Consider the following 23,383-nt stretch of genomic DNA (forward strand, 5'->3'; position numbering starts at 1 on the left):
AAGCGATTAAGATGCTGCGCCGCAATAGTGCCAATTCAACAGCTTTGATTTTATGCAAAGAAAGCTGGCCGCCATCACGGCAATTCCGCCGCCCCCATGCGGCGCAGGATCACGCCCGTGCGCCGGTTCAGATAGCCGGTATCGCGGTGGCGGTCATAAAAACGGGGATTCGGCAGCATCACGGCCAGTTTCGCCGCCTGTCCCGCGCTCAGGCCCGCCGCGCTGACCTTGTAATAGTGGCGCGCAGCCGCCTCGGCGCCGAAGGTGCCCGTGCCAAATTCCACCACGTTCAGATAAATCTCGAAAATGCGCTGCTTTTCCATCAGGTTTTCCAGCATATACGTGATGATCAATTCCTGACCCTTGCGCACATAGCTGCGCGAACCGGACAGGAACAGGTTCTTCGCCAGCTGCTGCGTGATGGTGGAACCGCCCGCCACGACCTTCTGTTTCTTGCTGTTTTTTTCATATGCCTTTTGCAAGGCTTCCCAATCCACGCCTTCGTGCTCGGAAAAATTCGCATCTTCCGAGGCGATGATGGCCCGTTTCAGGTTGTTCGAGATGCGGTTGTACGGCACCCACGTCTGCTTGATCGTGGCATTCGGATTCTTGTCCTGCAAGACAGACAACTGTTCGCGCATGAAAGCCGTGCTGGACGGGTTATGGTCGACCCACCACCAGATTTGCAGGAAAAAATACAGCTGCACGACGATAAAGGCCAGCACGGGCACGATGAACAGCCACTTGATCCAGCCGTAGCCACGGCCGCTCTTGCGCGCACCCTTCTTGCCGGCGCTCACAGGGCACCGCGCAATTGCGCCAGCAAGTCTTGCGTCTGCGGCCGCACGCCGCGCCACACGTAAAACGCTTCGGCCGCCTGCTCCACCAGCATGCCCAGGCCGTCGCGCACCTGCGCGCCATGCTGGGCGGCAAAATCCATGAAGACGGTGGGCCGGGCGCCATACATCATGTCCAGCGCCAGGGTGTGGCTGCCGAAGATACCGGGCGGCACGGGCGGCAAGTCGCCCGCCAGGCTGGCCGAGGTGGCATTGATGACGATATCGAAGACGCCTTCAGGCTGCGTGAAGCCGCCGGCGCGCAGCTGGCCGGGGTGCGCCAGCGCATCGGCAAACTGCGCCACCAGCGCCTCGGCCGTGGCCACGGTGCGGTTGGCAATGAACATTGCCTGCGGTCCCTGTTCCAGCAAGGGCAGGATCACGCCGCGCGCCGCGCCGCCCGCCCCCAGCAGCAGGACGCGCTTGCCGGCGATGGCTACGCCCGCGTTGCGCACGATGTCGGCCACCAGGCCCGCGCCATCGGTATTGTCGCCAAGAATGGTATCGCCATCGAAACGCAGGGTATTGACGGCGCCGGCGGCCCTAGCCCGCGCCGTCAGCTCCGTGGCCAGCGCGCACGCGTCGAGCTTGAAGGGCACCGTCACGTTCGCGCCCTTGCCACCCTCGGCGGCAAACGTGCGGGCCGCCAGCGCGAAGCCGTCCAACGGCGCCAGGCGGCGCTCGTAGACCAACGCTTGTCCTGTCTGCAGGGCAAACGCGGCATGGATCAGGGGGGACTTGCTGTGGGCGATGGGATTGCCGAAGACGCAATATTGATCTGAATTAATGTTTTGCTTGCTCAATTGCTGCCGCCAGTCAGGTTAGCTTCCATTTTTTCTTCGCGGGTAAATTTGAAACGGGTGATGACGACCCACAGATCATCTTTATCACTCGACAACATATTCGGTGGGAAACGGCCAAACGGCGCCGAACGGCGCACGATGGCCAGGGCCGCCGCGTCCAGCGCGGGATTGCCCGAGCTTTTCTCCACGCGGGCGCCGCCCTCTTTCTGGTAGATCGTGCCGTCCTGGAAGATGGGGATGTAAACGACCAGTTCGCCATACATCTTGCGGCCATTCTTTTGCGGGAAATTCAGGGTACCGATTTCCTCGATACGCTTTTGCAAGGTCTTGTAATACATGGCATAGCCGACCTCCTGCGTGCTGGGCGTAATAAACGTCTTGCGCGGACGTTTATTCTGGTCTTCCACGGTCTGGCTGATCTCGGCCGCCATGCGCGCGATGGCCTTGCTGCTTTCCATCAAGTCAGAACCGCTGGCCAGGGGATTGGGCTTGTCCTTTTCCGTGACGGGCGCGGCGCTGTAGGGCGTCGCCTTGGCCGCCTGCGTCAGCAGTTCCTGCTGCTTCTGCTCCAGCTCGGCGATGCGCCGGGCGCTGGCCTTGACGCTGTCGCCCTCTTCCACCTTGCGCATGTCGGGCAAGGGCGATTTGGCGCGGCCCTTGTCGGCTTGTCCGCCACCATCGAGGTTGGCTTGCGCCAGGGCATCGGCCTTCAGCGGCTTGTCCGCATGCTTGGCATTGACCAGTATCACTTCCAGGCCGGGATCGGTGGCCACGGCCCGCTGCGGGGCCGGGGCGACAAAATGCATCGCCAGCAAGGCGCCGTGCGCCAGCAGCGATACCGCCACGGCGATCATCAGGAAACGATTCTCTTGGAAAGACTTCACGCGCAACCCAGTTCGCAACAAGCACAAGATACAAGACTGCTGAATTCTACGTCAAAGGACGGCGCTGGAAACAGTTTTGCTCCCGTTTTTCGCGCCGCCCCGCGGCCTTACTTGACCTCGGGTTCGCTGACCACGTCTTCGCTGGCCAGTTCTGCCACTTCCGCATCGGCATCGCTGACCTGGTTCGCCGCTTCCGGCGATGCTTCCGGCGCCGCGTCGTCCTCGCCGGCGCCTTCGTCGCCCGATTCTTCTTCGTAGTCGAGCTCGGCATCGGCCGCCGCATCGGGCACGGCGGCGATTTCCAGCAAGCGCGCTTCGATGCTCAGGTCGACTTCATCCCAGCGCAGCAAGTCCAGTTTCACCTGGGCACCGCGCGCCACCGATGGCATGCCCGGCAGCTTGATGACCAGCGGAATGTCGACCAGGCGCAAAATCTCGTCTTTCAGCACGACGGCATCGACCTGGCGCGCGTTTTCCTGGTGCAGCCAGCGCAAGCACCAGTAGCGTTCCATATTCGACTGGAAATCGCCATACGCGGCATAGGCGGCGTCGAAAGCCGAGACGATGGCGAACAGATTCGCATCGCGCGGCTTGAACGGGGCCACCAGCGGCGCCGTCACGCCATGCTCGGCGCAGGCGATGATTTGCCACTGGTTCACCAGGTCCGTGTAGCGGCGCAAGGGCGAAGTGCTCCACGCGTATTGATCCACGCCCAGGCCCTGGTGCGGCGCGGCATGGGTGACCATGCGCACCTGCATCTTTGCAGCCCAGCTATTGCCGCTGCCGCCGCCCTGGCTGCGGTAGATGCCGGGCACGCCATGGTCGTGCAACATCTTGCCCCAGGTACTGTTGGCGAAAATCATCAATTCGGCAACGATCTTGTCCAGCGGCGCCCCGCGCTTGCGGCGCGCCACGGTGACGATGTCGTTTTCTACATAGAAGTTGAAATCGACGCGGTTATTCTGTTCCGGCTTCAGGCCAAACGCTTCGCGCTTCTTCATGCGGCCCTGTTCCAGCTGCTGCGCCCATTGCCACAGCACAGCGAAATCGGCCTTGTGCGGGTATTCTCCCTCGCCGCTGGCCAGGGTTTCTTCGTTGACCAGATCGTCGAGCTGGTTATGGCGCAAGTTGCTGGCGATCGGCACCAGCTCGGCGCGCGTCTGCGTGCTGACCACGGCCCAGTCCGCTTTCGGGTCCAGAGTGGCGTACAGCGACAGGGCCGGACACGTCGTGCCTTCCGCCAGGGTAAATGCATTGACGATTTCGTCCGGCAGCATGGTGATCTTGTCGCCCGGCATGTAGACGGTCGACATGCGCTGGCGCGCCATCTTGTCGATCACGTCTTCCGGGCGGATGCCCAGGCCCGGCGCGGCGATGTGAATGCCCACTTTCACGGTGCCATCCGGCAACGGCTGCACGGAAAACGCATCGTCGATCTCGGTGGTGGTCACGTCGTCGATCGAGAAGGCGGCCACGTCGGCCAGCGGCAGCTTGGCCGTCACGGAAGGCACAGGGACGCTCGGGAAACCGGCGCCCTTGGGGAAATTTTCGAAGAGGAATTTCGACAGGTGCAAGTCTTTCGGCGAAGCAATACCACCGACGGCCAGCATCAGGCGCGGCGGCGTCGTGTGCAATTCCGTGCACGCCGCTTCCAGCGCCTTGTATTCAATCGTGTTCTTGTCCGGCTTGAACAGCAGTTGCAGCACCATCGGTTGCATCGAGGCCGGCAAGCGGTTCTGTTTCAGCTCTTCCACATAGCCTGCCTGCACCAGCGCCTGCTGCTTTTTCTTTTCGATACCGGCAAGGGCCGCCTTCAAGGATGCTTCCGGCGCCGCCTTGTAGCGGCCACGGCCCTTCTTGTAGAAATACACGGGCGCCGAATGCAGGGCCAGGATCAGGCCGGCCGCTTCCGGCGGCAAGGGGGCATGGCCGAAATACTCGGCGCCCAGCTCGGCAAAGCCGAACTCGTCTTCGCCCGCCACTTCCCACAGGAAATCGAGATCGATCTCTGCGGCAACGGCCTTGGCCTGTTCCAGTAGCTCGGCCGGGGCCGGCTTTTCATACTGCAGCAGCACATCCTTGACCTTGACCTTGGTGCGCTTGCCGCTGGCCATTTCGACCTGATACGCTTCACCCGCTTGCGACAGGACCGTGCCGACCTTGAAATCGCCGGATTCTTCAAAAAATAGATTCATTGTTATGCTTTGTTTATTAATGTGTCGGTTGCAACGGTGCGAGTGATGGATGTCAACTCGAGCACCGCCGGCAAAAATACTTCGGTTACCAGCAGCAAGCCCTGGTGACGCTGATACAGGCAGCGGCGGGCAAAAAACAGCGACTTGGCGTCAAAGCGCCGCCCTTCCAATGCCAGCGCCGCCTGTGCCCGCTGCACCAGCGGGTGCCCGGCACGCAAGCGGGCAAATTCCAGTGCACCGCGACGCACCATGCGGTCGCCAAACAGGGTCGTGCCCAGCGAACGCTCGCCCAGCGCGGAAAACAAGGGCCAGTCCGTGGCCGTCGCCTGCATGGGCACGACGGTATGGCCAAACACGGCCGGTCTGTTATCACAACGCAACAGCACTTCGCGTTCCCATACCCGGCCCGCGCGGTGCAAACCAATGATGGCGGCCTCGTCGCTCAGGCAGCGTGCCGTTTCCTGATGCAAACATTGCACGCGGAATGCCTGGCTATGCGCTTTCAGCTTGGCCGTCAACGAACCGCCGCCCGTGAGCCAATGGCGCAAGGCCGGCGGCGCATTGACGGCGTTGACGTGCGCATGCCATTGCGCCTGGCGCAGCGAACCCGGCCTCACTGGGCCGCGTCCGTCGGGATGCCGCAAAAGGCCAGCACGGGCGCCAGGTATGCGGCAAATTCGCTGATGCCATGGTCGCTGCCATCGATGACGCACTGCTGCGCCCCCTGATAATGCGCCACCATGTCGCGGTAGTCGAGCACTTCATCGCCCGTGGCGGCAATCAGGAAGTAACGTTGCGGTTCAGTAATTTGCTCTACAGCAAAGCTTCCAAGCTCGGCGATGTATTCGCGCTTGAACTCGAATGGCTTGTCAGAATGAAACTCCGTCGTCACGCCCACATGCTGTTCCAGGTCGATCAGGGGCACGATGGCGGGATTGAGCAATACTGCGCGGCAACCGAGCCGCTCGGCCAGCCAGGTGGCGTAATACCCCCCCAGGGAGGAGCCGATAATCGTCAGGTCCGCTGGCGCCACGTTGTTGACTAATGACAAGGCCAATTCGATGGCCAGCTTGGGCGAGGCCGGCAATTGCGGGCACAGCCACTCTGCTTCGCGGCCCAGCGCCTGCATCTGCGCAGCCAGCAGGCGCGACTTCATCGACAGGGGCGACGAACGGAATCCATGCAGGTACAGAATCATCGGCCGAGCGCCTCCAGCAATTTCTGGTGCACGCCGCCAAAGCCGCCGTTGCTCATGACGACGATCTGGTCGCCGGGACGAGCGGCAGCCGCCACGGCCACCACCAGGGTATCGATATCCTCATACGCGCTGGCGATCTTGCCCAGCGGCGCCAGCGCGTCGCCCAGGCTCCAGCCCAGCGCTTGCTGGCTGCCGAAGCCGAAGACCAGGTCCGCATCCTTCAGGCTGCCCGGCAGCGCATCTTTCATGGCGCCCAGCTTCATGGTGTTCGAGCGCGGCTCCAGCACGGCCAGGATGCGGGCGCTGCCGCCAACTTTTTGGCGCAAGCCGCCCACGGTGGTGGCAATCGCCGTCGGGTGGTGGGCGAAATCATCGTACACGGTAATATTGTTGACGACGCCGCGCACTTCCATGCGGCGCTTGACGCTCTCGAACGTGGCCAGCGAGGCGCACGCCTGGGCAATGGGTACGCCCACGTGGCGCGCGGCGGCGATGGCCGCCAGCGCATTGCTGCGGTTGTGCTTGCCCGTGAGCGCCCACGCCACGTGGCCTTCCTGCTTTCCATTGAAGAACACGTCGAAGCTGCCATCGGCCTGCTCTTGCAGTTGCCAGTTGGCATCTTGACCAAAACTTTCCTGTTCGCTCCAGCAACCACGCGCCAGCACGCGCTGCAGCGACGCCTCGTCGCCGTTGTAGACCAGGCGGCCGATGCCGGGCACGGTGCGCACCAGATGGTGGAATTGCGTCTCGATCGCGTGCAGATCGGGGAAGATATCGGCGTGATCGTATTCCAGGTTATTCATGACGGCCGTCTTCGCGTGGTAATGCACGAACTTGCTACGCTTGTCGAAGAAGGCCGTATCGTATTCGTCGGCTTCGATGACGAAGAAGTCCGAATCGGCGCTCTTGCCATCGATCTTGCCGCTGAGGCGGGCCGAAATGCCAAAGTTCATCGGCACGCCGCCGATCAGGAAGCCCGGCGCGTAGCCCGCGTCTTCGAGTATCCAGGCCAGCATGGCTGATGTTGTCGTCTTGCCATGCGTGCCGGCCACGGCCAGTACCCACCGATCGCGCAGGATGTGTTCGCCGATCCACTGCGGACCCGATACATACGGCAGGCTGCGGTTGAGGATTTCTTCCACCAGCGGGTTGCCGCGCGAGACGACATTGCCAATCACATACAAATCCGGGTTCAGCTTGGTCTGTTCCGGATCGAACCCCTGGATCAGTTCGATTCCCTGCGATTCCAGCTGAGTGCTCATCGGCGGATAGACGTTGGCATCGCAACCGGTGACTTTATGGCCGGCTTCCTTGGCCAGGACAGCCAGGCCGCCCATGAAGGTACCGCAAATACCGAGAATATGAATATGCATGTGATCAGTGCGAAAGGCGCACGCTTAAGTAAGTAAGACGGTGAGATAAAAAACAGCAAGTGCAGGATTTTACCTGACGCCATGACTTTTTCCGCTTCGGAGTATCATCTCGCTCATGACGAACGATGCATTTGACGATAGCGCGCAGTTGCGCCTGGAAATCGCCGCCGCTGCCGCGCGCCTCGTGGCGCAGGATGGCGCCGACTATGGCAGCGCCAAGCGCAAGGCGGCGCGGCAAGTCCTGGGCGACGCGCCGAACCGGCCCACGAATCGGCCCAATATACTGCCGGACAACGACATGATCGAGGAGCAGGTGCGGCAATACAATGCCCTGTTCCTGGCCGACAGCCAGCCGGCGCGCCTGTTCCAGCTGCGCACGATTGCGCTGCAGGTCATGGAAGCGTTGCAACAATTTCATCCCCTGCTCAGCGGCCCCGTGCTCAACGGCACGGCCGGCCCCCACGACGAGATCTATTTGCAGCTGTTTGCCGAGAGCGCCAAGGAAATCCACATCTTCCTGCTGAATAAAAATGTCGTGCTCGACATGTCGGAAAGCCCGCATTTCAAGGGAGCGCGTTATGATGCGGTCGAGACAGCCAGTTTCTTGTGGAAAAATGAAGGCGTGCACGCGGCCATGTATGAGCTCGACGATATGCGCGGCGCGCTGAAAGCCAAGGCGGACGGCAAGGTGCTGCGCACCGATATCGCCGGGCTGCGCAGCCTGCTGGCCGCCAGCCTTGCCGATGGCGTGCCGGCTGCCGACTAACATTGATATAGATAAAGTTATGACAAAAAAGAATTGGATCGCCTGCGCCATCGTCGCGCTGATGTTTGGCGGCATGGGCGCCTACGTCGGTTTGAGCAAGGAAAAAACGAAAGCAGCGGGACCGCTGACGACCACCATCGCGCCAGGCGCGACGGGTCCCGTCAATGAGCTGTATGCGCTGTCCTTGCCGGACGCGGCGGGCGCCACGCAAGCCTTGTCGCAATGGAAAGGCAAGAATTTGCTGGTCAATTTCTGGGCCCCGTGGTGCCCGCCTTGCGTGGAAGAAATGCCGGAGTTATCCGAAGTACAAGGCCACTATGCGGCGAAAAACCTGCAGGTCATCGGCATTGGCATCGATTCGGCCAGCAATATTGCCACTTTTGCCAGCAAGGTCAAGATCGCCTATCCCGTGTATGTCTCCGGCATGAGCGGTACCGACCTGTCGCGTCATTTTGGCAATGCCACGGGCGGCTTGCCCTTTACGGTGCTGATCGGCGCCGATGGCGAAGTCAAAAAGACCTATCTGGGCCGCTTGAAATTTGATCAGTTGCGCGCCGATCTGGATAAATTGTAAATTCGGAGCGTGCTTTTTTCTCTTGCCAATGCGTATCTTTGGCGGCAAAATGCGGAACTTTCGCTAAAACGGTCTTCCATACATGGCAAAAAACCTCCTTCTGCTCAACGGTCCCAACCTGAATTTGCTGGGAACGCGCGAGCCTGAGGTCTACGGCGCCAGCACCTTGGCCGATATCGAGCAGGCAGCAATGGCGCAAGCCATGGCGGCCGGTGCCGACCTGGTCTGCTTTCAAAGCAACCACGAAGGCGCGCTGATCGACCGCATCCATGCCGCGCGAGCGGAAGGGATCGATGCCATCGTCATCAATCCGGGCGGCCTGACCCATACCAGCGTTGCCTTGCGCGATGCGCTGGCCGGGGTCGCCATCCCGTTCGTGGAAGTCCATATCTCGAATATTTATCAACGCGAAACGTTTCGACATCACTCATTTCTCAGCGCGATCGCGCAGGGGACGATCTGCGGGCTAGGTATCGATGGATATCGGTTTGCCATCGACTTTGCGCTTAAAAAACGTTAATCTACGCGATCTGCACGCATTTAGCGCGGCGATAGGCTCTTGGACATCACCGCATCACTCATAAAACAAACTACATTCCTAGGGGTTTTACATGGATCTACGAAAACTCAAGACCTTGATCGACCTGGTCGCCGAATCGGATATCGCAGAGCTGGAAGTTACCGAAGGCGAAAGCAAGGTTCGCATCGTCAAATCGTCGGCCATGCCGCAAAACCAGATGGTCATGATGCAGCCGCAAGGCATGCAAGCCCAATACCAGCCAGCCGCGCCAGCCGCCGCTCCCGCTGCGGCACCTGCCGTCGTGGTCGCCGCCGAGCCAACGGGCTATGTGGTCAAGTCGCCGATGGTCGGCACCTTCTACCGCTCCTCCGCTCCTGGCAGCGCCGCCTATGTTGAAGTGGGCTCGACCGTCAAGGAAGGTGATACCCTGTGCATCATCGAAGCGATGAAGCTGCTGAATGAAATCGACTCCGATAAAGCCGGTGTCGTGACCCAGATCCTGGTCGAAAACGGCCAACCGGTCGAATTCGGTCAACCCTTGTTTGTGATCGGCTAAAACCCAGTCCACACGGCCGGCAACGGCCGTTTGCAGTTTTAGCCCCTCACACTTGTTGTTTCGCCGGCTCGCCGGCTCTCACAGACATACGCGAACCTACCATGTTTGAAAAAATCCTGATTGCCAACCGTGGTGAAATTGCCCTCCGTATTCAGCGCGCCTGCCGCGAAATGGGCATTAAAACGGTTGTAGTCCACTCCGAAGCCGACAAGGACGCGAAATACGTCAAGCTGGCCGACGAATCCGTTTGTATCGGGCCGGCACAGTCGACCCTGAGCTACCTGAACATGCCCGCCATTATCAGCGCCGCTGAAGTGACGGATGCGCAAGCGATTCACCCAGGCTATGGCTTCCTGTCGGAAAATGCCGACTTTGCCGAACGCGTCGAGAAATCGGGCTTCGTCTTCATCGGCCCCCGCTCCGAATCGATCCGCTTGATGGGCGACAAAGTGTCGGCCAAGCAAACCATGATCAAGGCTGGCGTACCGTGCGTACCCGGCTCGGAAGGCGCGTTGCCGGACGATCCGAAAGCGATCGTGCAAATTGCCCGCAAGATCGGCTACCCGGTCATCATCAAGGCCGCCGGCGGCGGTGGTGGACGCGGCATGCGCGTGGTGCACACGGAAGCGGCCCTGATCAACGCCGTGGCGATGACCAAGACGGAAGCGGGCACCGCTTTCGGCAACCCTGAAGTGTATATGGAGAAGTACCTGGAAAATCCGCGCCACGTGGAAATCCAGATCCTCGCCGACGAACACAAGAACGCCGTCTGGCTGGGCGAGCGCGACTGCTCCATGCAGCGCCGCCACCAGAAAGTGATCGAAGAAGCACCGGCGCCGGGCATCCCGCGCAAACTGATCGAGAAAATCGGCGACCGTTGCGCCGAGGCATGCCGCAAGATCGGCTACCGCGGCGCCGGCACGTTTGAATTCCTGTACGAAAACGGCGAGTTCTATTTCATTGAAATGAATACCCGCGTGCAGGTGGAGCATCCCGTCACCGAGATGATCACCGGCATCGACATCGTGCAAGAACAGATCCGCATCGCCGCCGGCGAAAAACTGCGTTTCCGCCAGCGCGACGTCTTGCTGTCGGGCCACGCCATCGAGTGCCGCATCAATGCGGAAGATCCGTTCAAATTCACGCCATCGCCAGGCAAGATCGTGTCGTGGCATGCACCGGGTGGCCCAGGCATCCGCGTCGATTCGCACGCCTACGCCGGCTACTACGTGCCGCCGCACTACGACTCGATGATCGGCAAAGTGATCGCTTACGGCGCCACGCGCGAACAAGCGATCCGCCGCATGCAGATCGCCCTGTCCGAAATGGTGGTCGAAGGCATCAACACGAATATCGCCCTGCACCGCGAACTGATGATCGACGCGCGCTTCATCGAAGGCGGCACCAACATTCACTATCTGGAACAGAAACTGGCCGACATGCCGGACCTGGGCAAGAACCTGAATGGCGGCAGCCCCAGCATCGCCAAGAAATCCGAAATCAAGGCGGGCGCATGAGCTGGACGGAAATCGTCATCGAAATCGCCCGTGACAACGCCGAGGCCATGTCCGACGCGTTGATGGAAGCGGGCGCCCTGTCGGTATCGGTGGAAGACGCCGATGAAGGCACGGATGCCGAGCAGCCCCTGTTTGGCGAGCCCGGCATGGAACCCAAGGAAGCGGCGTGGGAACGCAGCCGCGTGGTGGCGCTGACGGACGTCGACGCCGACCAGGCCGCCATCGTCGCCGCCGCTGCGCAAGCCGTCGGCATGACGGAAGTGCCCGCCTTTACCATGCGCCCCGTGGAAGAGCAGGACTGGGTGCGTCTGACCCAGTCGCAATTCGCACCGATTCACATCGGCAAGAATATCTGGGTCGTGCCCAGCTGGCACGAGGCACCGGACCCAAGCGGTCTGATCCTGGAACTGGACCCCGGCCTGGCTTTCGGCACGGGCAGCCATCCGACCACGCGTTTGTGCATGGAATGGCTGGAAGCCAATCCGGCCCCAGGCAAGACCGTGCTCGACTACGGTTGCGGTTCCGGCATCCTGGCTATGGTGGCAAAGAAACTCGGTGCGCAAACGGTGGCCGGCGTCGATATCGACCCGCAGGCGATCGAATCGGCGCGCGACAATGCCGAGCGCAACCAGTGCGACATCGAATATTTCTTGCCAGACACGTTTGCCACCTCGGCACACGCCACGGCCAAGTTTGACATCGTCGTCGCGAATATCCTGTCGAGCCCATTGAAACTGATGGCGCCGATGCTGTCGGGCCGCGTTGCCGACGGTGGCGCCCTGATCCTGTCCGGCGTCCTGGCACGCCAGGCGGAAGAAGTGGCCGCCGCCTATGCGCCATTCATCCAGCTGGGTGTGTGGGCCGAGCAAGACGGCTGGGTGGCCCTGCATGGTCGCCTGGGTGCAACGCAAGCGCCTGCGCCCCGTGCGGAAGGTGCATAAGCACAGCAATGGCCCTCGCCACCAAATGCCCCCATTGCAACACGATATTTCGGGTCGCTGCTGACCAGTTGAAGTTACGTGGGGGCATCGTGCGCTGTGGCACGTGCAGGGAAGTGTTTGACGGCAATGCCGCGCTGGTCGATCCAGCTGCGGCATCGCCGTTTTTAACGTCCGGCCCCGCCACTGCCACCCCGCCGTCAACCAGTTATCCGGTCGACAACACCCTGCCGTCCGCTACGGATGACGAACCCATTTATTCCCTCGACTTCGACACCTCGTTCGACCCGTTCGGCATCTTGCCGGAAACGGCGCAGCTCAAGGACGACGCAGACGATGATGAGCACATCGAGCTGGACCTCAACGTGGTCCTCCCCGACGAGGTGCCGGCCCACGCGCCTGTCGCCGCACCTATTATTGAATTCCCTGCAGAAACACCGGCAGAGCTACCCGAAGCGCCGCTGCCCCAGCCGATGGCGCCCTTCAGGCGCCGCCAGGTCGATGACGTGCCCGCCTTCGCCACGTATCTGCGCGACAGCCGCCGCGAACCGAATCTGGACGCTGGCACCGCACCGGCGCTGCCGGCGACGGAAAAAGTCAGCCTGGACAAGCCGGTGCCGCCTGCGCCTGCCGCAACCAGCCCCGCACGCCGGGAACCGACGCTGGCCGACCATTCCTTCACGCCGCTGTCCGCCGCCCCCGTTGCGCCGGCTCCAGCCGAAGAGCATGAGGAACCAGTCCTGCCGTCGGCCCACGACGAGCCGGCCTTTGTCACCCAGGGCCGGCGCCGCGAACAGAGCGGCAAAGCCCTGCGCGTGGCCATGGCTATCGGCTCGCTGGCGCTGCTGCTTTTTTTATTCCTGCAAGTAATGACCACCTTCCGCAATCCGCTGGCGGCGCAATTTCCGCAGTGGAAGCCGACCCTGGTCGCGCTGTGCAAGCTCAGCGGCTGCCAGGTCGACTTGCCGGCGCAGATCGAGGCGCTGGCCATTGAGCAGGGCGAGTTGCAGACACTGAAGGAACAAACCTTTTCCTATGTCTCGCTGCTGCGCAACCACAGCCGCAGCGTGCAAGCCTGGCCCAGCATCGAACTGATCCTCAACGACGCGAACGACAAGCCCCTCTTGCGCCGCGTGATCGCGCCGCGCGACTATCTGCCGGCCACGATCGACGTCAGTGCGGGGTTTGCGCCGCGCTCGGAACAAACCATCAAACTGTATTTTGCATTAGACCAGCTCACGGCGTCTGGCTACCATATCGCCATCTTCTACCCTTAACAGACACTATCATGACCAAAACATCGCTGATCTGCGGCTCGCTTGCCACCGACACCATCATGCAATTCCCTGGCCGCTTTGGTGAATCCCTGCTGGCCGACCAGTTGCACAAGGTGAACGTCTCCTTCCTCGTGCCCACCATGCGCACAGAGTTCGGCGGCTGCTCGGGCAATATCGCCTACAGCCTGAAAATGCTGGGCGGCGACCCGCGCATCGTCGGTGTCATGGGGCAAGATAGCGCCGCCTATCTGGAACGCCTGCAAAAGCTGGGCATTTCCACCGCCAACATCCTGATCAAGGCTGACAGCTACAACGCGCAGTGCTTCGTCACGGCAGATGCGGACAATAACCAGATCAACGCCTTCCACCCGGGCGCCATGTCGTTTGCACATGAAAACCCGATCGCCAATGCGGGTCCGGCCAAGGTCGCCATCATCTCGCCGGACGGCGACCAGGGCATGCTCAAGCACGCCGCCGACCTGGCCGAGCTGGGCATCCCCTTCATGTTTGACCCGGGTCAACAGTTGCCACGCTTCAATGGCGAACAGTTGATCGACTTCATCAACAAGGCCACGTATGTGTCGGCCAACGATTATGAGATGGAAATGTTGATGGAACGCACGGGCTTGACCCTGCCGGACATCGCCAGCCGCCTGGAAGCGCTGATCGTCACGCGTGGCGAAAAAGGATCGGAAATCTATACGGACGGCAAGCGCATCGACATTCCTGTCGTGACCGCCAAGGAAGTGCTGGACCCGACCGGTTGCGGCGACGCCTACCGTGCCGGCTTGCTGTTCGGCATCACCAACGACCTGGGCTGGGAAACCAGCGGCCGTCTGGCCAGCCTGCTGGGCGCCATCAAGATCGCCACCCAGGGCGCGCAAAACCATGTGTTTACGCCGGAGAGCATCGCCGACCAGTTCGAAGCGGCATTCGGTTACCGCTATTAACAGATAGCCAGGTCGGCTTGCGCCTCAGCGCCAGGCCGACCTCCCCGCCTTACCTCAGCACAATAATCATCCCCACCAGCACTTGCGCAATCTGCAGCAAAATCAACGCCACCAGCAGCGACAGGTCCAGGCTGCCTACCAGCGGCACCACCTTGCGGATCGGACGCAGCAGCGGCTCGTTCAGGGCCCGTACAAACGGCGCCAGCGGCGCATGCGGATTGACCCAGCTGAAGATGGCTTCGATGATCAGCAAAGCCATGAAACCGTAGAGTATCCATTGCAGGAAGCGTTGCAGCGACTTGAGCAGTACCACTTCGACGGGAGCGCCGGAAATAAACAGCACCGAGCTGGCCAGCAGCACGATCAGGAAGGCGCCGATCAGGCTGGCCCAGTCATACCCGCCCACGCCCGGCACCACGCGGCGCAGGGGGCGCACCAGCCAGTCGGACAATTGAAACGTGAATTGCGCCACCGACGAGGGCGGCCGCACGCGCACCGCCTGCATCCAGAAGCGCAGCAGCAACACGCCCCCCAGCAAGGTGGCGATGGTATCAACGATCAATGTAAGGATAACGATCAGCACGACTAATTCTCCAAAAAAAAACCGCTGTGTGATTGAGTCACACAGCGGCGTGTTGCCTCATCCAGGCACCCGTATCGTTGGAATTACGATGGGCGGGTGCTGGTTGGGAATGGCCAGGCTGCAGCCGGTGCCAACACGGTTTTTGCTACAGGTGCGATAGGCGCCGATGGCTTGGCGACAGGCGCTGCCTTCTTCGGTGCGGCCTTTTTAGGCGCGGCCTTCTTGGCGGCCACGGCGGCTGGTGCCGCTGGAGCTGCTGCCGGCGCTGCTGCTGGTGCGGCTGCCACGACTGGCGCTGCGGCTGGCTTGGCGGCAGGTTTCGCTGCTGCTTTCGCTGCCGGCTTGGCCGCTGGCTTGGCTGCAGCTTTTGCCGCCGGCTTCGCTGCTACCTTGGCCGCTGGCTTGGCTGCAGGTTTCGCTGCTGGCTTCGCTGCTGGCTTCGCTGCAACCTTGGCGGCAGGTTTCGCTGCTGCTTTGGCTGCCGGCTTGGCGGCGACCTTGGCCGCTGGCTTGGCGGCAGCTTTTGCTGCCGGCTTCGCTGCTGCCTTGGCCGCTGGCTTGGCGGCAGCTTTTGCTGCCGGCTTCGCTGCTACCTTGGCCGCTGGCTTCGCTGCAGCCTTAGTTGCTGCCTTGGCCGCTGGCTTCGCTGCAGCTTTTGCTGCTGGCTTGGCTGCTGCTTTGGCAGCTGGCTTCGCTGCTGCCTTGGCGACGACTTTTTTCGCTGCTGGCTTGGCTGCCGCTTTGGCGGCCGGCTTTGCTGCTGCCTTGGCTGCAGGTTTCGCTACGGCTTTTTTCGCTGCCGGCTTCGCAACTACCTTGGCCGCTGGCTTGGCTGCTGCCTTAGCTGCTGGCTTCGCTGCTGCTTTGGCGGCCGGCTTGGCTGCTGCCTTGGCGACGACTTTTTTCGCTGCTGGCTTGGCTGCAGGTTTCGCTGCGGCTTTTTTCACTGCTGGCTTGGCTGCTGCCTTGGCGGCAGGTTTCGCTGCAGCTTTTGCTGCTGGCTTGGCAACGGCTTTTTTCGCCGCTGGCTTTGCTGCTGCCTTGGCGACAGGTTTCGCTGCCACTTTCGCTGCTGGCTTGGCTGCCGGCTTAGCTGCCGGTTTTGCTGCGGCCTTGGCCGCTGGTTTTGCTGCGGCTTTCGCTACTGGCTTGGCAGCCACTTTTGCTGCAGGCTTGGCTGCGGCTTTGGCGGCTGGTTTTGCTGCTGGTTTCGCTGCGGCTTTGGCAGCTGGTTTAGCGGCAACCGTCTTCGCTGCGGCTGCCGGCTTCTTCGCGGCAGGAGCAGCCTTGGCGGCTGGTTTCTTTACTTCTGATTTCTTAGCGGCTGTTGCCATTTGTCTCTCCTTCATCTGAGATGAGAAATTTAAGCTACAAGATTTAAACCCGTCCGACCCACCACAGGGATAGGCCAGGCGAATTATTCATCGGCACAAACGGTCGTTTGCGCTAATGAATTCGGCACCAGCTGAACTGCTGCAACTCCTCACGTTTGCAGCGCTTCAGCCATCGTCGGTGCCACCCTGCTTTATCTCGCAGCTGGTGGCAAAGTCTGAATTCGGTCATTCGTTTTCGATGCCGTGCGTTTTTTCGCTCCTCGCATCGCGCTCGCCACAACACCCATGCGTCAAATAAAAAACCGCCATGCCTGAAAAAATTCGGGCACGGCGGCAGACGAAAACGGTGTGGTTTTGTGCATATCCGTGTAAATCTGTATCCCTGTTTTGCGAGGTTTTTTCGCTACCGCGCTGGTTAAAAACCCCCGCATTCTAACGCTCGCATTTGCAATCTCATAAAGTACACGAAAACCTTGTCAATGCGCAACCGGCACGACACGTTTTCGCCTGCTTTTTTGCACGATACGCGTGCTATCGCACAATCGCGCGGCAAATGCCGCCGCCAGCGTCTCCGGAAATGCTTTTTTGGACCCGCCATGCGGCCATGCGCGGCATCCGAAAATCCTGGCGCAAGCCTCCTCGCATGGCGGGATGATGCACGCATTTTTCCGCCGCCATGCACGCAAAAAAAAAAGCGCCGTCACGATGACGGCGCTTCTTGGCGTTGGCGGGAAAAAGCTTATTCCCAGTTCAGCGCACCACCCGTTTGATACTCGGTCACGCGGGTCTCGAAGAAGTTGCGCTCCTTCTTCATGTCGATCATCTCGCTCATCCACGGGAACGGATTTTCTTCCTGGGCGAACAGCGGCTCGATGCCGATCTGCTGCGCGCGGCGGTTGGCGATGAAGCGCAGGTAACCCTTGAACATCGGCGCGTTCAGACCCAGCACGCCGCGCGGCATGGTGTCTTCCGCGTACGCGTATTCCAGTTCCACGGCCTTCATGAACAGATCCTTGATCTCTTCGCGGAAGGCGGCCGTCCACAGCTGCGGGTTTTCCATCTTGATCGTATTGATCAAATCGATGCCGAAGTTACAGTGCATCGATTCGTCGCGCAGGATGTACTGGTACTGCTCGGCCGCGCCCATCATCTTGTTCTGGCGGCCCAGCGCCAGGATCTGCGTGAAACCGACGTAGAAGAACAGGCCTTCCATCAGGCAGGCAAACACGATCAGGGACTTCAGCAGTTTCTGGTCGTTTTCCACCGTGCCGGTGACGAACGCCGGGTCGGTCAGGGTGTTGATGAACGGGATCAGGAATTCATCCTTGTCGCGGATCGACTTGACTTCGTTGTAGGCGTTGAAGATCTCGCCTTCGTCCAGTCCCAGCGATTCGACGATGTACTGGTAGGCGTGCGTGTGGATCGCTTCCTCGAACGCCTGGCGCAGCAGGTACTGGCGGCACTCGGGCGCCGTGATGTGGCGGTAGGTGCCCAGCACGATATTATTGGCGGCCAGCGAGTCGGCCGTCACGAAGAAGCCCAGATTGCGCTTGACCAGGCGGCGCTCGTCGTCCGTCAGGCCGTTCGGGTTTTTCCACAGCTCGATATCGCGCTGCATGTTCACTTCCTGCGGCATCCAGTGGTTGGCGCAGCCTGCCAGGTATTTATCCCACGCCCATTTGTACTTGAACGGCACCAGCTGGTTGACGTCCGTCTTGCCGTTGATGATGCGCTTGTCGTCGGCATTCACGCGGCGCGCCACTTGTTCGGCGTTCGCTTCGGACGGCTCGGCGCCGGCCGGCAGGTTCAAATCGGTATTTCCCAGTGGCGCTTGCTGCGCCGGACGCGGCACAGCTGCCGACGTGGTTTCATCATCCCAAGACAACGACATATTCTTCTTCCTTTCCATGCCGGCGAGCCGGCGGTCCGCAACAGGCCCGTTGAATCGGACAATGCGGACATTGACAACATTGAATCAGCCCAGAAGTTCTGGGCTGACAACTAAAATCTTACTGGCAGGCTTCGCACTCTTCGAAGCCGTCATCACCCGGGCGCAGGTAGCAGGCTTCGCCATCGGCGTCGTCCGCTGCCGCTGCCGCTGCCACGGCTGCCACCGGCGCCACGGCCACTGCTGCCGCTGCCACGACGGCTGCCTGGGCGCTCTGTGCGCTGGCCGACATGCCGCCATCGACTGCCACGGCGTTCAGGGCGCCCGTCTTGGAGGTCGATTTCTCCATGTGGGTAGCGGCGATGGTACGCAGGTAGTAGGTGGTTTTCAAGCCACGCAGCCATGCCAGCTTGTAGGTCTCGTCCAGTTTCTTGCCCGAAGCGCCCGCCATGTAGATGTTCAGCGACTGTGCCTGGTCGATCCACTTCTGGCGACGCGAAGCCGCTTCCACCAGCCAGCTTGGCGACACTTCAAAGGCTGTGGCGTAGATGTCGCGCAAGTCTTGCGGGATGCGGTCGATCTTCACCAACGAGCCGTCGAAGTACTTCAGGTCGGAGATCATGACTTCATCCCACAGGTCGCGCGCCTTCAGGTCGCGCACCAGGTAGCCGTTGATCTCGGTGAATTCGCCCGACAGGTTCGATTTCACGTACAGGTTCTGGAACGTCGGCTCGATACAGGCCGAGACGCCGATGATGTTCGAAATCGTCGCCGTCGGGGCGATCGCCACGCAGTTCGAGTTGCGCATGCCGAACTTGGCGATGCGTTCGCGCACCGGGGTCCAGTCCATGGCCGACGAGGAATCGACTTCCAGGTAGCCGCCGCGCTCTTCGGCCAGCAGTTTGACCGAATCCTGCGGCAGGATGCCGCGGTCCCACAGCGAACCGGCGTACGACTCATAGCGGCCGCGCTCTTCGGCCAGTTCCGTCGACGCCAGGTAGGCGTAGTAGCAGACGGCTTCCATCGAGGTGTCGGCGAAGCTGACAGCCGCGTCCGAGGCGAACGGCACGCGCATCATGTGCAGGCAGTCCTGGAAGCCCATCACGCCCATGCCGACCGGACGGTGGCGCATGTTCGAATTGCGCGCCTTGTCGACGGCGTAGTAGTTGATGTCGATGACGTTGTCGAGCATGCGCATGGCGGTGCGGACGGTCTTGGCCAGCTTGACGTGATCGAGCTTGCCTTCTTTCATGTGCGCCGGCATGTTCACGGAGCCGAGGTTGCAGACGGCGATTTCATCGCTGCTGGTGTTCAGGGTGATTTCCGTGCACAGGTTCGAGCTGTGGACGACGCCGACGTGCGACTGCGGGCTGCGGATGTTGCAAGGATCCTTGAACGTGATCCATGGGTGGCCCGTTTCGAACAGCATCGACAGCATCTTGCGCCACAGGTCCAGCGCGGCGATCTTCTTGAAGACGCGGATTTCGCCGGCGGCGGCCTTGGCTTCGTAGCCCAGGTAAGCCTGTTCAAAGGCCTTGCCGACCTTGTCGTGCAGGTCTGGCGTGTCCGATGGCGAGAACAGGGTCCATTCGCCTTTTTCCATGACGCGCTTCATGAACATGTCGGGAATCCAGTTCGCCGTGTTCATGTCGTGCGTGCGGCGGCGGTCGTCGCCCGTGTTCTTGCGCAGGTCGAGGAATTCCTCGATGTCCATGTGCCAGGTTTCCAGGTAGGCGCAGACGGCGCCCTTGCGCTTGCCGCCCTGGTTGACTGCCACGGCCGTGTCGTTGACCACTTTCAGGAACGGCACCACGCCTTGCGACTTGCCGTTGGTGCCCTTGATGTGGGCGCCCAGGGCGCGCACCGGTGTCCAGTCGTTGCCCAGGCCGCCGGCGAACTTGGCCAGCAGCGCGTTGTCCTTGATGGCGTCGTAGATGCCTTCCAGGTCATCGGAGACGGTGCTCAGGTAGCACGACGACAGCTGCGAGCGCAGGGTGCCCGAATTGAACAGGGTCGGGGTCGAGCTCATGAAGTCGAACGAGGACAGCAGGCTGTAGAACTCGATGGCGCGCGCTTCGCGGTCCGCTTCGTTCAGCGCCAGGCCCATGGCCACGCGCATGTAGAACGCTTGCGGCATTTCGATGCGCACGTCCTGGATGTGCAGGAAGTAGCGGTCGTACAGGGTTTGCAGGCCGATGTAGCCGAATTGCAAGTCGCGGTCGGCGACGATGGCTTTCGCCAGGCGCTCCAGGTCGAAGCTGGCGAGTACCGGGTTCAGCAGCTCGGCGGCGATGCCCTTGGCGATGTATTGCGGGAAATACGTCAGGTATTCGGCGGCGGCAGCCGCTTGCGGCACTTCCTTGCCGAACACTTCCTTGCGCACCGTGTGCAGCAGGATGCGGGCCGTGACCTGGCTGTAGGCCGGGTCTTTTTCCATCAGCGCGCGCGCCGCCAGGATGGCCGACTTGTGCAGCTCTTCGACGGGCACGCCGTCGTACAGGTTCTTCACCGTTTCAGCCAGGATGGCATCGGCATCGACGTGCTTTTCCAGGCCGGCGCAGGCGGCGTTGATCAGGTCGCGCACTTCCTGCATGTCCAGCAGGCGGCGCACGCCGTTGTCGGTGACATTTAATTGTGGTGCGGAAACTTGCGCGGATGCGCCTTGCGCTTCCTTCTGCAGACGGCGCTCTTCCATGTGCTTGGCACGGTACAGCACGTAGGCACGCGCCACGTCGTGCTCGCCCGAACGCATCAGCGACAGTTCCACCTGGTCTTGCACGTCTTCGATATGGAAGGTGCCGCCGCCCGGATGGCGGCGCACCAGCGCGGCGACGACGCCGTCGGTCAGCTGCTCCACCAGTTCGCGGATGCGTGCCGAGGCTGCGCCCTGGCCGCCGTTAACGGCCAAAAACGCCTTGGTCATGGCGATGGCGATCTTCGAAGGCTCAAATGCCACCACCGCGCCGTTGCGGCGGATGATGCGATAGTCGCCCAATGCCGCGCCCGTGCTCGCCACGCTGTTGGCCGCGCCTGGCGCTGGCGATACTGGCGTTGGATGGATGGAAATATCTTGTGGTGATTGCATTGAAGCTCCCGTTGTCAGCTAAAGTCAGCCTGCAGTTTTTCTGCCGCGTGTGTTGTTGAATAGAACGCCCGATGGTCAGGGTTTCTTCAGGTATTTGTTGCTAAATAGTAAATTTATAATGCATAAAACAGGGTCAGAATCCATAGCGCCACACCGTACTGCCCGGCTGGCGCGAAACACGATCAAGGGTGATAAACCGCCAGTTCCAGTGCTTTATCAGCAATCCGGGTAGCTTTGACAATAATTCTGAAAACGTCTGTGATGGCACTACATATAGTCTTTACATCCAACTTCTGCACTAATTGTAGTGCTCATCGAAGGGCGATGCAATAGTTTTCCGGCATCCGTCGGCGTAATTTTTTGTATTTTCATATACGATTTCGGTTGACTTTTCAGGGTATGGATGGAAAGCCCAATCCCCGCGAAGTAAGCGCTAACGCAGGCTGCCCGCGCAGGGTTTCCAGCCAGCATACTTGGTAAAAATGCCAGTCAAAAAACGGCCCCGGATCCGTCTTCCTCCCCGGTGCGATATGCTCGTGGCCACGTACCTGGGACAGCCCGTAGCGTGCCACCAGCGCCGCCGTCAGCACCGCCAGCACGCGGTATTGCTGCGGCTGAAAGGGGACAAAGTCCGAGCCTTCCATTTCGATACCGATGGAATAGCCATTGCATTGCGGGCGTCCTTCAAACATGGATGCGCCCGCATGCCAGGCACGTTGATCAGCAGAAACATATTGCAACAGCGCGCCATCGCGCCGCACAAAAAAGTGCGCCGACACCTGCAAGCCACGCAGGTCGGCGAAAGAAGGATCGGCATTATAATCTACCCGGCCCGTAAACAAGTCCGACACATGCGGTCCGCCGAAGTGGCCGCCCGGCAAGCTGATGTTATGGATCACCAGCAAGTCGACTTGCGCACCGTCCGGGCGCGCGTCGTGGTGCGGCGAGTCATAGCGCAGTGCGCCGTCGCACCAGCCATCTTCATCTATCGTCCATGCGCTCATCAAGTAGGGCTTCCTGTATCGTCAATTTCTGCATACGGTAACGCAACTGGCGCACGCTCAGCCCCAGCTGGCGCGCCGCCCGTGCGCGGTGATAGCGCGCCTGCACCAGCGCCTGCATGATCATGTCGCGCTCGGCCTGGCGCAAATACACGTCCAGCGGCAGGAGCGGGGCCACACCATATGCCGCCATGCCGGGCAGGCACAGTTGCCGCTCCGGCGCGGCCGGCAGTGCCGGCGCCGCCCGCAACGGCATGCTGCCCGGCGTGGATGGCAAGGCCAGCCCGTCGAGCGCGATCACGCCGCCGTCGGCAAAGGCCAGCGCCCGCTCCAGAACGTTTTCCAGTTCGCGCACATTGCCGGGAAACGCATATGCGGCCAGGGCCGCCAGCACGGGCGGCGCCAGGCTCACGGCCCGGCGTGGCGACAGACGCGCGAGGATCACCTCACATAATACCTGCAGATCGCCGCGCCGCTCGCGCAGCGGCGGCAGCGCCAGCTCGATCACATTGAGCCGGTAAAACAGATCCTGGCGGAACGTGCCGGCGGCCATGCCGCGCGCCAGGCCCTGCTGGCTGGCGCACAGGATGCGCACATCAATCGCCTCGTCAGTATTGCCGCCCAGCTTGCGCACGCGGCGCTCCTGCAGCACGCGCAGCAGTTTCACCTGCATGGCCAGGGGCAGGTCATCGACTTCGTCGAGCAGCAGGCTGCCGCCATGGGCCGCCTGGAACAAGCCTTGGCGTTCGTGCAGCGCGCCCGTATAGGCGCCGGGGCGGCAGCCGAAGAATTCCGCTTCCATCAGCGCTTCGGGAATGGCGCCGCAGTTGACGGCGATAAACGGAAAGCCGGCGCGCGCGCCCTGCGCATGGATGGCGCGCGCCGCCAATTCCTTGCCCGTGCCCGATTCGCCGCGGATCGCCACCGGTGCGCCGCAGCGGGCGATGCGGCTTATCTGCGCGCGCAGCGCCTGCATGGGCAGCGAGTTGCCGCTCAGTTGCGGCGCCCCCGGCTTGTCGGCGGTGGGCACGGTATGCGGGCTGGAACGGGACATGGGGACGCGCCTTTCTGCAATGGCGGTGGCAAACCGCCTGCTGCAGATGCT

General features: G+C 61.4%; 22 protein-coding genes. 10 read left to right on the top strand and 12 right to left on the bottom strand.

Features of this window, described 5'->3' with window-relative positions; all coding sequences use genetic code 11:
- Positions 1-74 precede the first annotated feature (74 nt).
- The 7 genes from mtgA to mpl all read right to left on the bottom strand — a co-directional run bounded on the left by mtgA (position 75) and on the right by mpl (position 7,289).
- On the bottom strand, positions 75-815 hold the full coding sequence (gene mtgA / locus AC1RJW_RS09905; RefSeq protein WP_493045146.1) for a monofunctional biosynthetic peptidoglycan transglycosylase: 741 nt from the start codon (positions 813-815) through the stop codon (positions 75-77).
- Positions 797-1,639 (bottom strand): shikimate dehydrogenase, encoded by an 843-nt coding sequence (gene aroE, locus AC1RJW_RS09910; RefSeq protein ID WP_493044779.1) that lies wholly within the window; start codon positions 1,637-1,639, stop codon positions 797-799. The genes mtgA and aroE overlap by 19 nt, the downstream gene beginning before the upstream one ends.
- A complete protein-coding gene (locus AC1RJW_RS09915) occupies positions 1,636-2,493 on the bottom strand; it encodes an energy transducer TonB family protein (RefSeq protein WP_326457686.1) in 858 nt (285 codons plus the stop codon). The genes aroE and AC1RJW_RS09915 overlap by 4 nt, the downstream gene beginning before the upstream one ends.
- 137 nt (positions 2,494-2,630) lie before the next feature.
- Complete coding sequence (locus AC1RJW_RS09920) at positions 2,631-4,718, bottom strand: ribonuclease catalytic domain-containing protein (protein WP_493044780.1); 2,088 nt, start codon at positions 4,716-4,718, stop codon at positions 2,631-2,633.
- Positions 4,719-4,720: 2 nt separating this feature from the next.
- Positions 4,721-5,335, bottom strand: a complete 615-nt coding sequence (locus tag AC1RJW_RS09925; protein ID WP_493044781.1) for a chorismate--pyruvate lyase family protein — start codon at positions 5,333-5,335, stop codon at positions 4,721-4,723.
- The gene (locus tag AC1RJW_RS09930; protein WP_493044782.1) at positions 5,332-5,916 is read right to left on the bottom strand and encodes a YqiA/YcfP family alpha/beta fold hydrolase; all 585 of its coding nucleotides are present in this window, start codon (positions 5,914-5,916) and stop codon (positions 5,332-5,334) included. Before AC1RJW_RS09930 ends, AC1RJW_RS09925 begins: the two co-directional genes overlap by 4 nt.
- Positions 5,913-7,289: a UDP-N-acetylmuramate:L-alanyl-gamma-D-glutamyl-meso-diaminopimelate ligase gene (mpl, locus tag AC1RJW_RS09935; RefSeq protein WP_493044783.1), complete on the bottom strand. Its 1,377-nt coding sequence runs from the start codon at positions 7,287-7,289 to the stop codon at positions 5,913-5,915. The genes AC1RJW_RS09930 and mpl overlap by 4 nt, the downstream gene beginning before the upstream one ends.
- Before the next feature lie 115 nt (positions 7,290-7,404).
- Between mpl and AC1RJW_RS09940 the strand changes: the two genes are divergently transcribed.
- The 8 genes from AC1RJW_RS09940 (at position 7,405) to AC1RJW_RS09975 (ending at position 14,387) form a co-directional block, all read left to right on the top strand.
- Positions 7,405-8,055: a hypothetical protein gene (locus AC1RJW_RS09940; protein ID WP_070290494.1), complete on the top strand. Its 651-nt coding sequence runs from the start codon at positions 7,405-7,407 to the stop codon at positions 8,053-8,055.
- Between the two features lie 19 nt (positions 8,056-8,074).
- Entirely contained in the window at positions 8,075-8,629 is a 555-nt protein-coding gene (locus AC1RJW_RS09945; RefSeq protein ID WP_489629796.1) for a TlpA family protein disulfide reductase, read from the top strand.
- A gap of 82 nt (positions 8,630-8,711) precedes the next feature.
- Positions 8,712-9,149, top strand: coding sequence for a type II 3-dehydroquinate dehydratase (gene aroQ / locus AC1RJW_RS09950; protein ID WP_034746628.1), 438 nt, complete (start codon positions 8,712-8,714; stop codon positions 9,147-9,149).
- Positions 9,150-9,240: 91 nt separating this feature from the next.
- Positions 9,241-9,705: an acetyl-CoA carboxylase biotin carboxyl carrier protein gene (gene accB, locus AC1RJW_RS09955; RefSeq protein WP_070222155.1), complete on the top strand. Its 465-nt coding sequence runs from the start codon at positions 9,241-9,243 to the stop codon at positions 9,703-9,705.
- Between the two features lie 101 nt (positions 9,706-9,806).
- The gene (accC, locus tag AC1RJW_RS09960; RefSeq protein ID WP_070222157.1) at positions 9,807-11,222 is read left to right on the top strand and encodes an acetyl-CoA carboxylase biotin carboxylase subunit; all 1,416 of its coding nucleotides are present in this window, start codon (positions 9,807-9,809) and stop codon (positions 11,220-11,222) included.
- Positions 11,219-12,163: a 50S ribosomal protein L11 methyltransferase gene (prmA, locus tag AC1RJW_RS09965; RefSeq protein ID WP_493044784.1), complete on the top strand. Its 945-nt coding sequence runs from the start codon at positions 11,219-11,221 to the stop codon at positions 12,161-12,163. The genes accC and prmA overlap by 4 nt, the downstream gene beginning before the upstream one ends.
- Positions 12,164-12,171: 8 nt before the next feature.
- On the top strand, positions 12,172-13,437 hold the full coding sequence (locus tag AC1RJW_RS09970) for a DUF3426 domain-containing protein (RefSeq protein ID WP_493044785.1): 1,266 nt from the start codon (positions 12,172-12,174) through the stop codon (positions 13,435-13,437).
- Between the two features lie 11 nt (positions 13,438-13,448).
- Positions 13,449-14,387, top strand: a complete 939-nt coding sequence (locus tag AC1RJW_RS09975) for a carbohydrate kinase family protein (RefSeq protein ID WP_034746615.1) — start codon at positions 13,449-13,451, stop codon at positions 14,385-14,387.
- Between the two features lie 49 nt (positions 14,388-14,436).
- Here the strand turns inward: AC1RJW_RS09975 and AC1RJW_RS09980 are convergent, their stop codons facing one another.
- Complete coding sequence (locus tag AC1RJW_RS09980; protein WP_227742044.1) at positions 14,437-14,970, bottom strand: YggT family protein; 534 nt, start codon at positions 14,968-14,970, stop codon at positions 14,437-14,439.
- 241 nt (positions 14,971-15,211) lie between these two features.
- Between AC1RJW_RS09980 and AC1RJW_RS09985 the strand changes: the two genes are divergently transcribed.
- Together AC1RJW_RS09985 and AC1RJW_RS09990 are read left to right on the top strand one after the other, a co-directional pair.
- A complete protein-coding gene (locus AC1RJW_RS09985; protein WP_493044786.1) occupies positions 15,212-15,592 on the top strand; it encodes a hypothetical protein in 381 nt (126 codons plus the stop codon).
- Complete coding sequence (locus tag AC1RJW_RS09990; RefSeq protein ID WP_493044787.1) at positions 15,529-16,323, top strand: hypothetical protein; 795 nt, start codon at positions 15,529-15,531, stop codon at positions 16,321-16,323. The genes AC1RJW_RS09985 and AC1RJW_RS09990 overlap by 64 nt, the downstream gene beginning before the upstream one ends.
- A gap of 720 nt (positions 16,324-17,043) precedes the next feature.
- Here the strand turns inward: AC1RJW_RS09990 and AC1RJW_RS09995 are convergent.
- The 4 genes from AC1RJW_RS09995 to AC1RJW_RS10010 form a co-directional block, all read right to left on the bottom strand.
- A complete protein-coding gene (locus tag AC1RJW_RS09995) occupies positions 17,044-18,195 on the bottom strand; it encodes a ribonucleotide-diphosphate reductase subunit beta (RefSeq protein ID WP_070218582.1) in 1,152 nt (383 codons plus the stop codon).
- Positions 18,196-18,313: 118 nt separating this feature from the next.
- The gene (locus AC1RJW_RS10000; protein ID WP_493044788.1) at positions 18,314-21,277 is read right to left on the bottom strand and encodes a ribonucleoside-diphosphate reductase subunit alpha; all 2,964 of its coding nucleotides are present in this window, start codon (positions 21,275-21,277) and stop codon (positions 18,314-18,316) included.
- A 392-nt stretch (positions 21,278-21,669) separates the two neighbouring features.
- Entirely contained in the window at positions 21,670-22,281 is a 612-nt protein-coding gene (gene ampD, locus AC1RJW_RS10005) for a 1,6-anhydro-N-acetylmuramyl-L-alanine amidase AmpD (protein ID WP_493044789.1), read from the bottom strand.
- Positions 22,259-23,332 (bottom strand): sigma 54-interacting transcriptional regulator, encoded by a 1,074-nt coding sequence (locus AC1RJW_RS10010; protein ID WP_493044790.1) that lies wholly within the window; start codon positions 23,330-23,332, stop codon positions 22,259-22,261. Before AC1RJW_RS10010 ends, ampD begins: the two co-directional genes overlap by 23 nt.
- Positions 23,333-23,383 lie beyond the last annotated feature (51 nt).

The organism is Janthinobacterium sp. GW822-FHT07A03 (genome assembly GCF_058798815.1).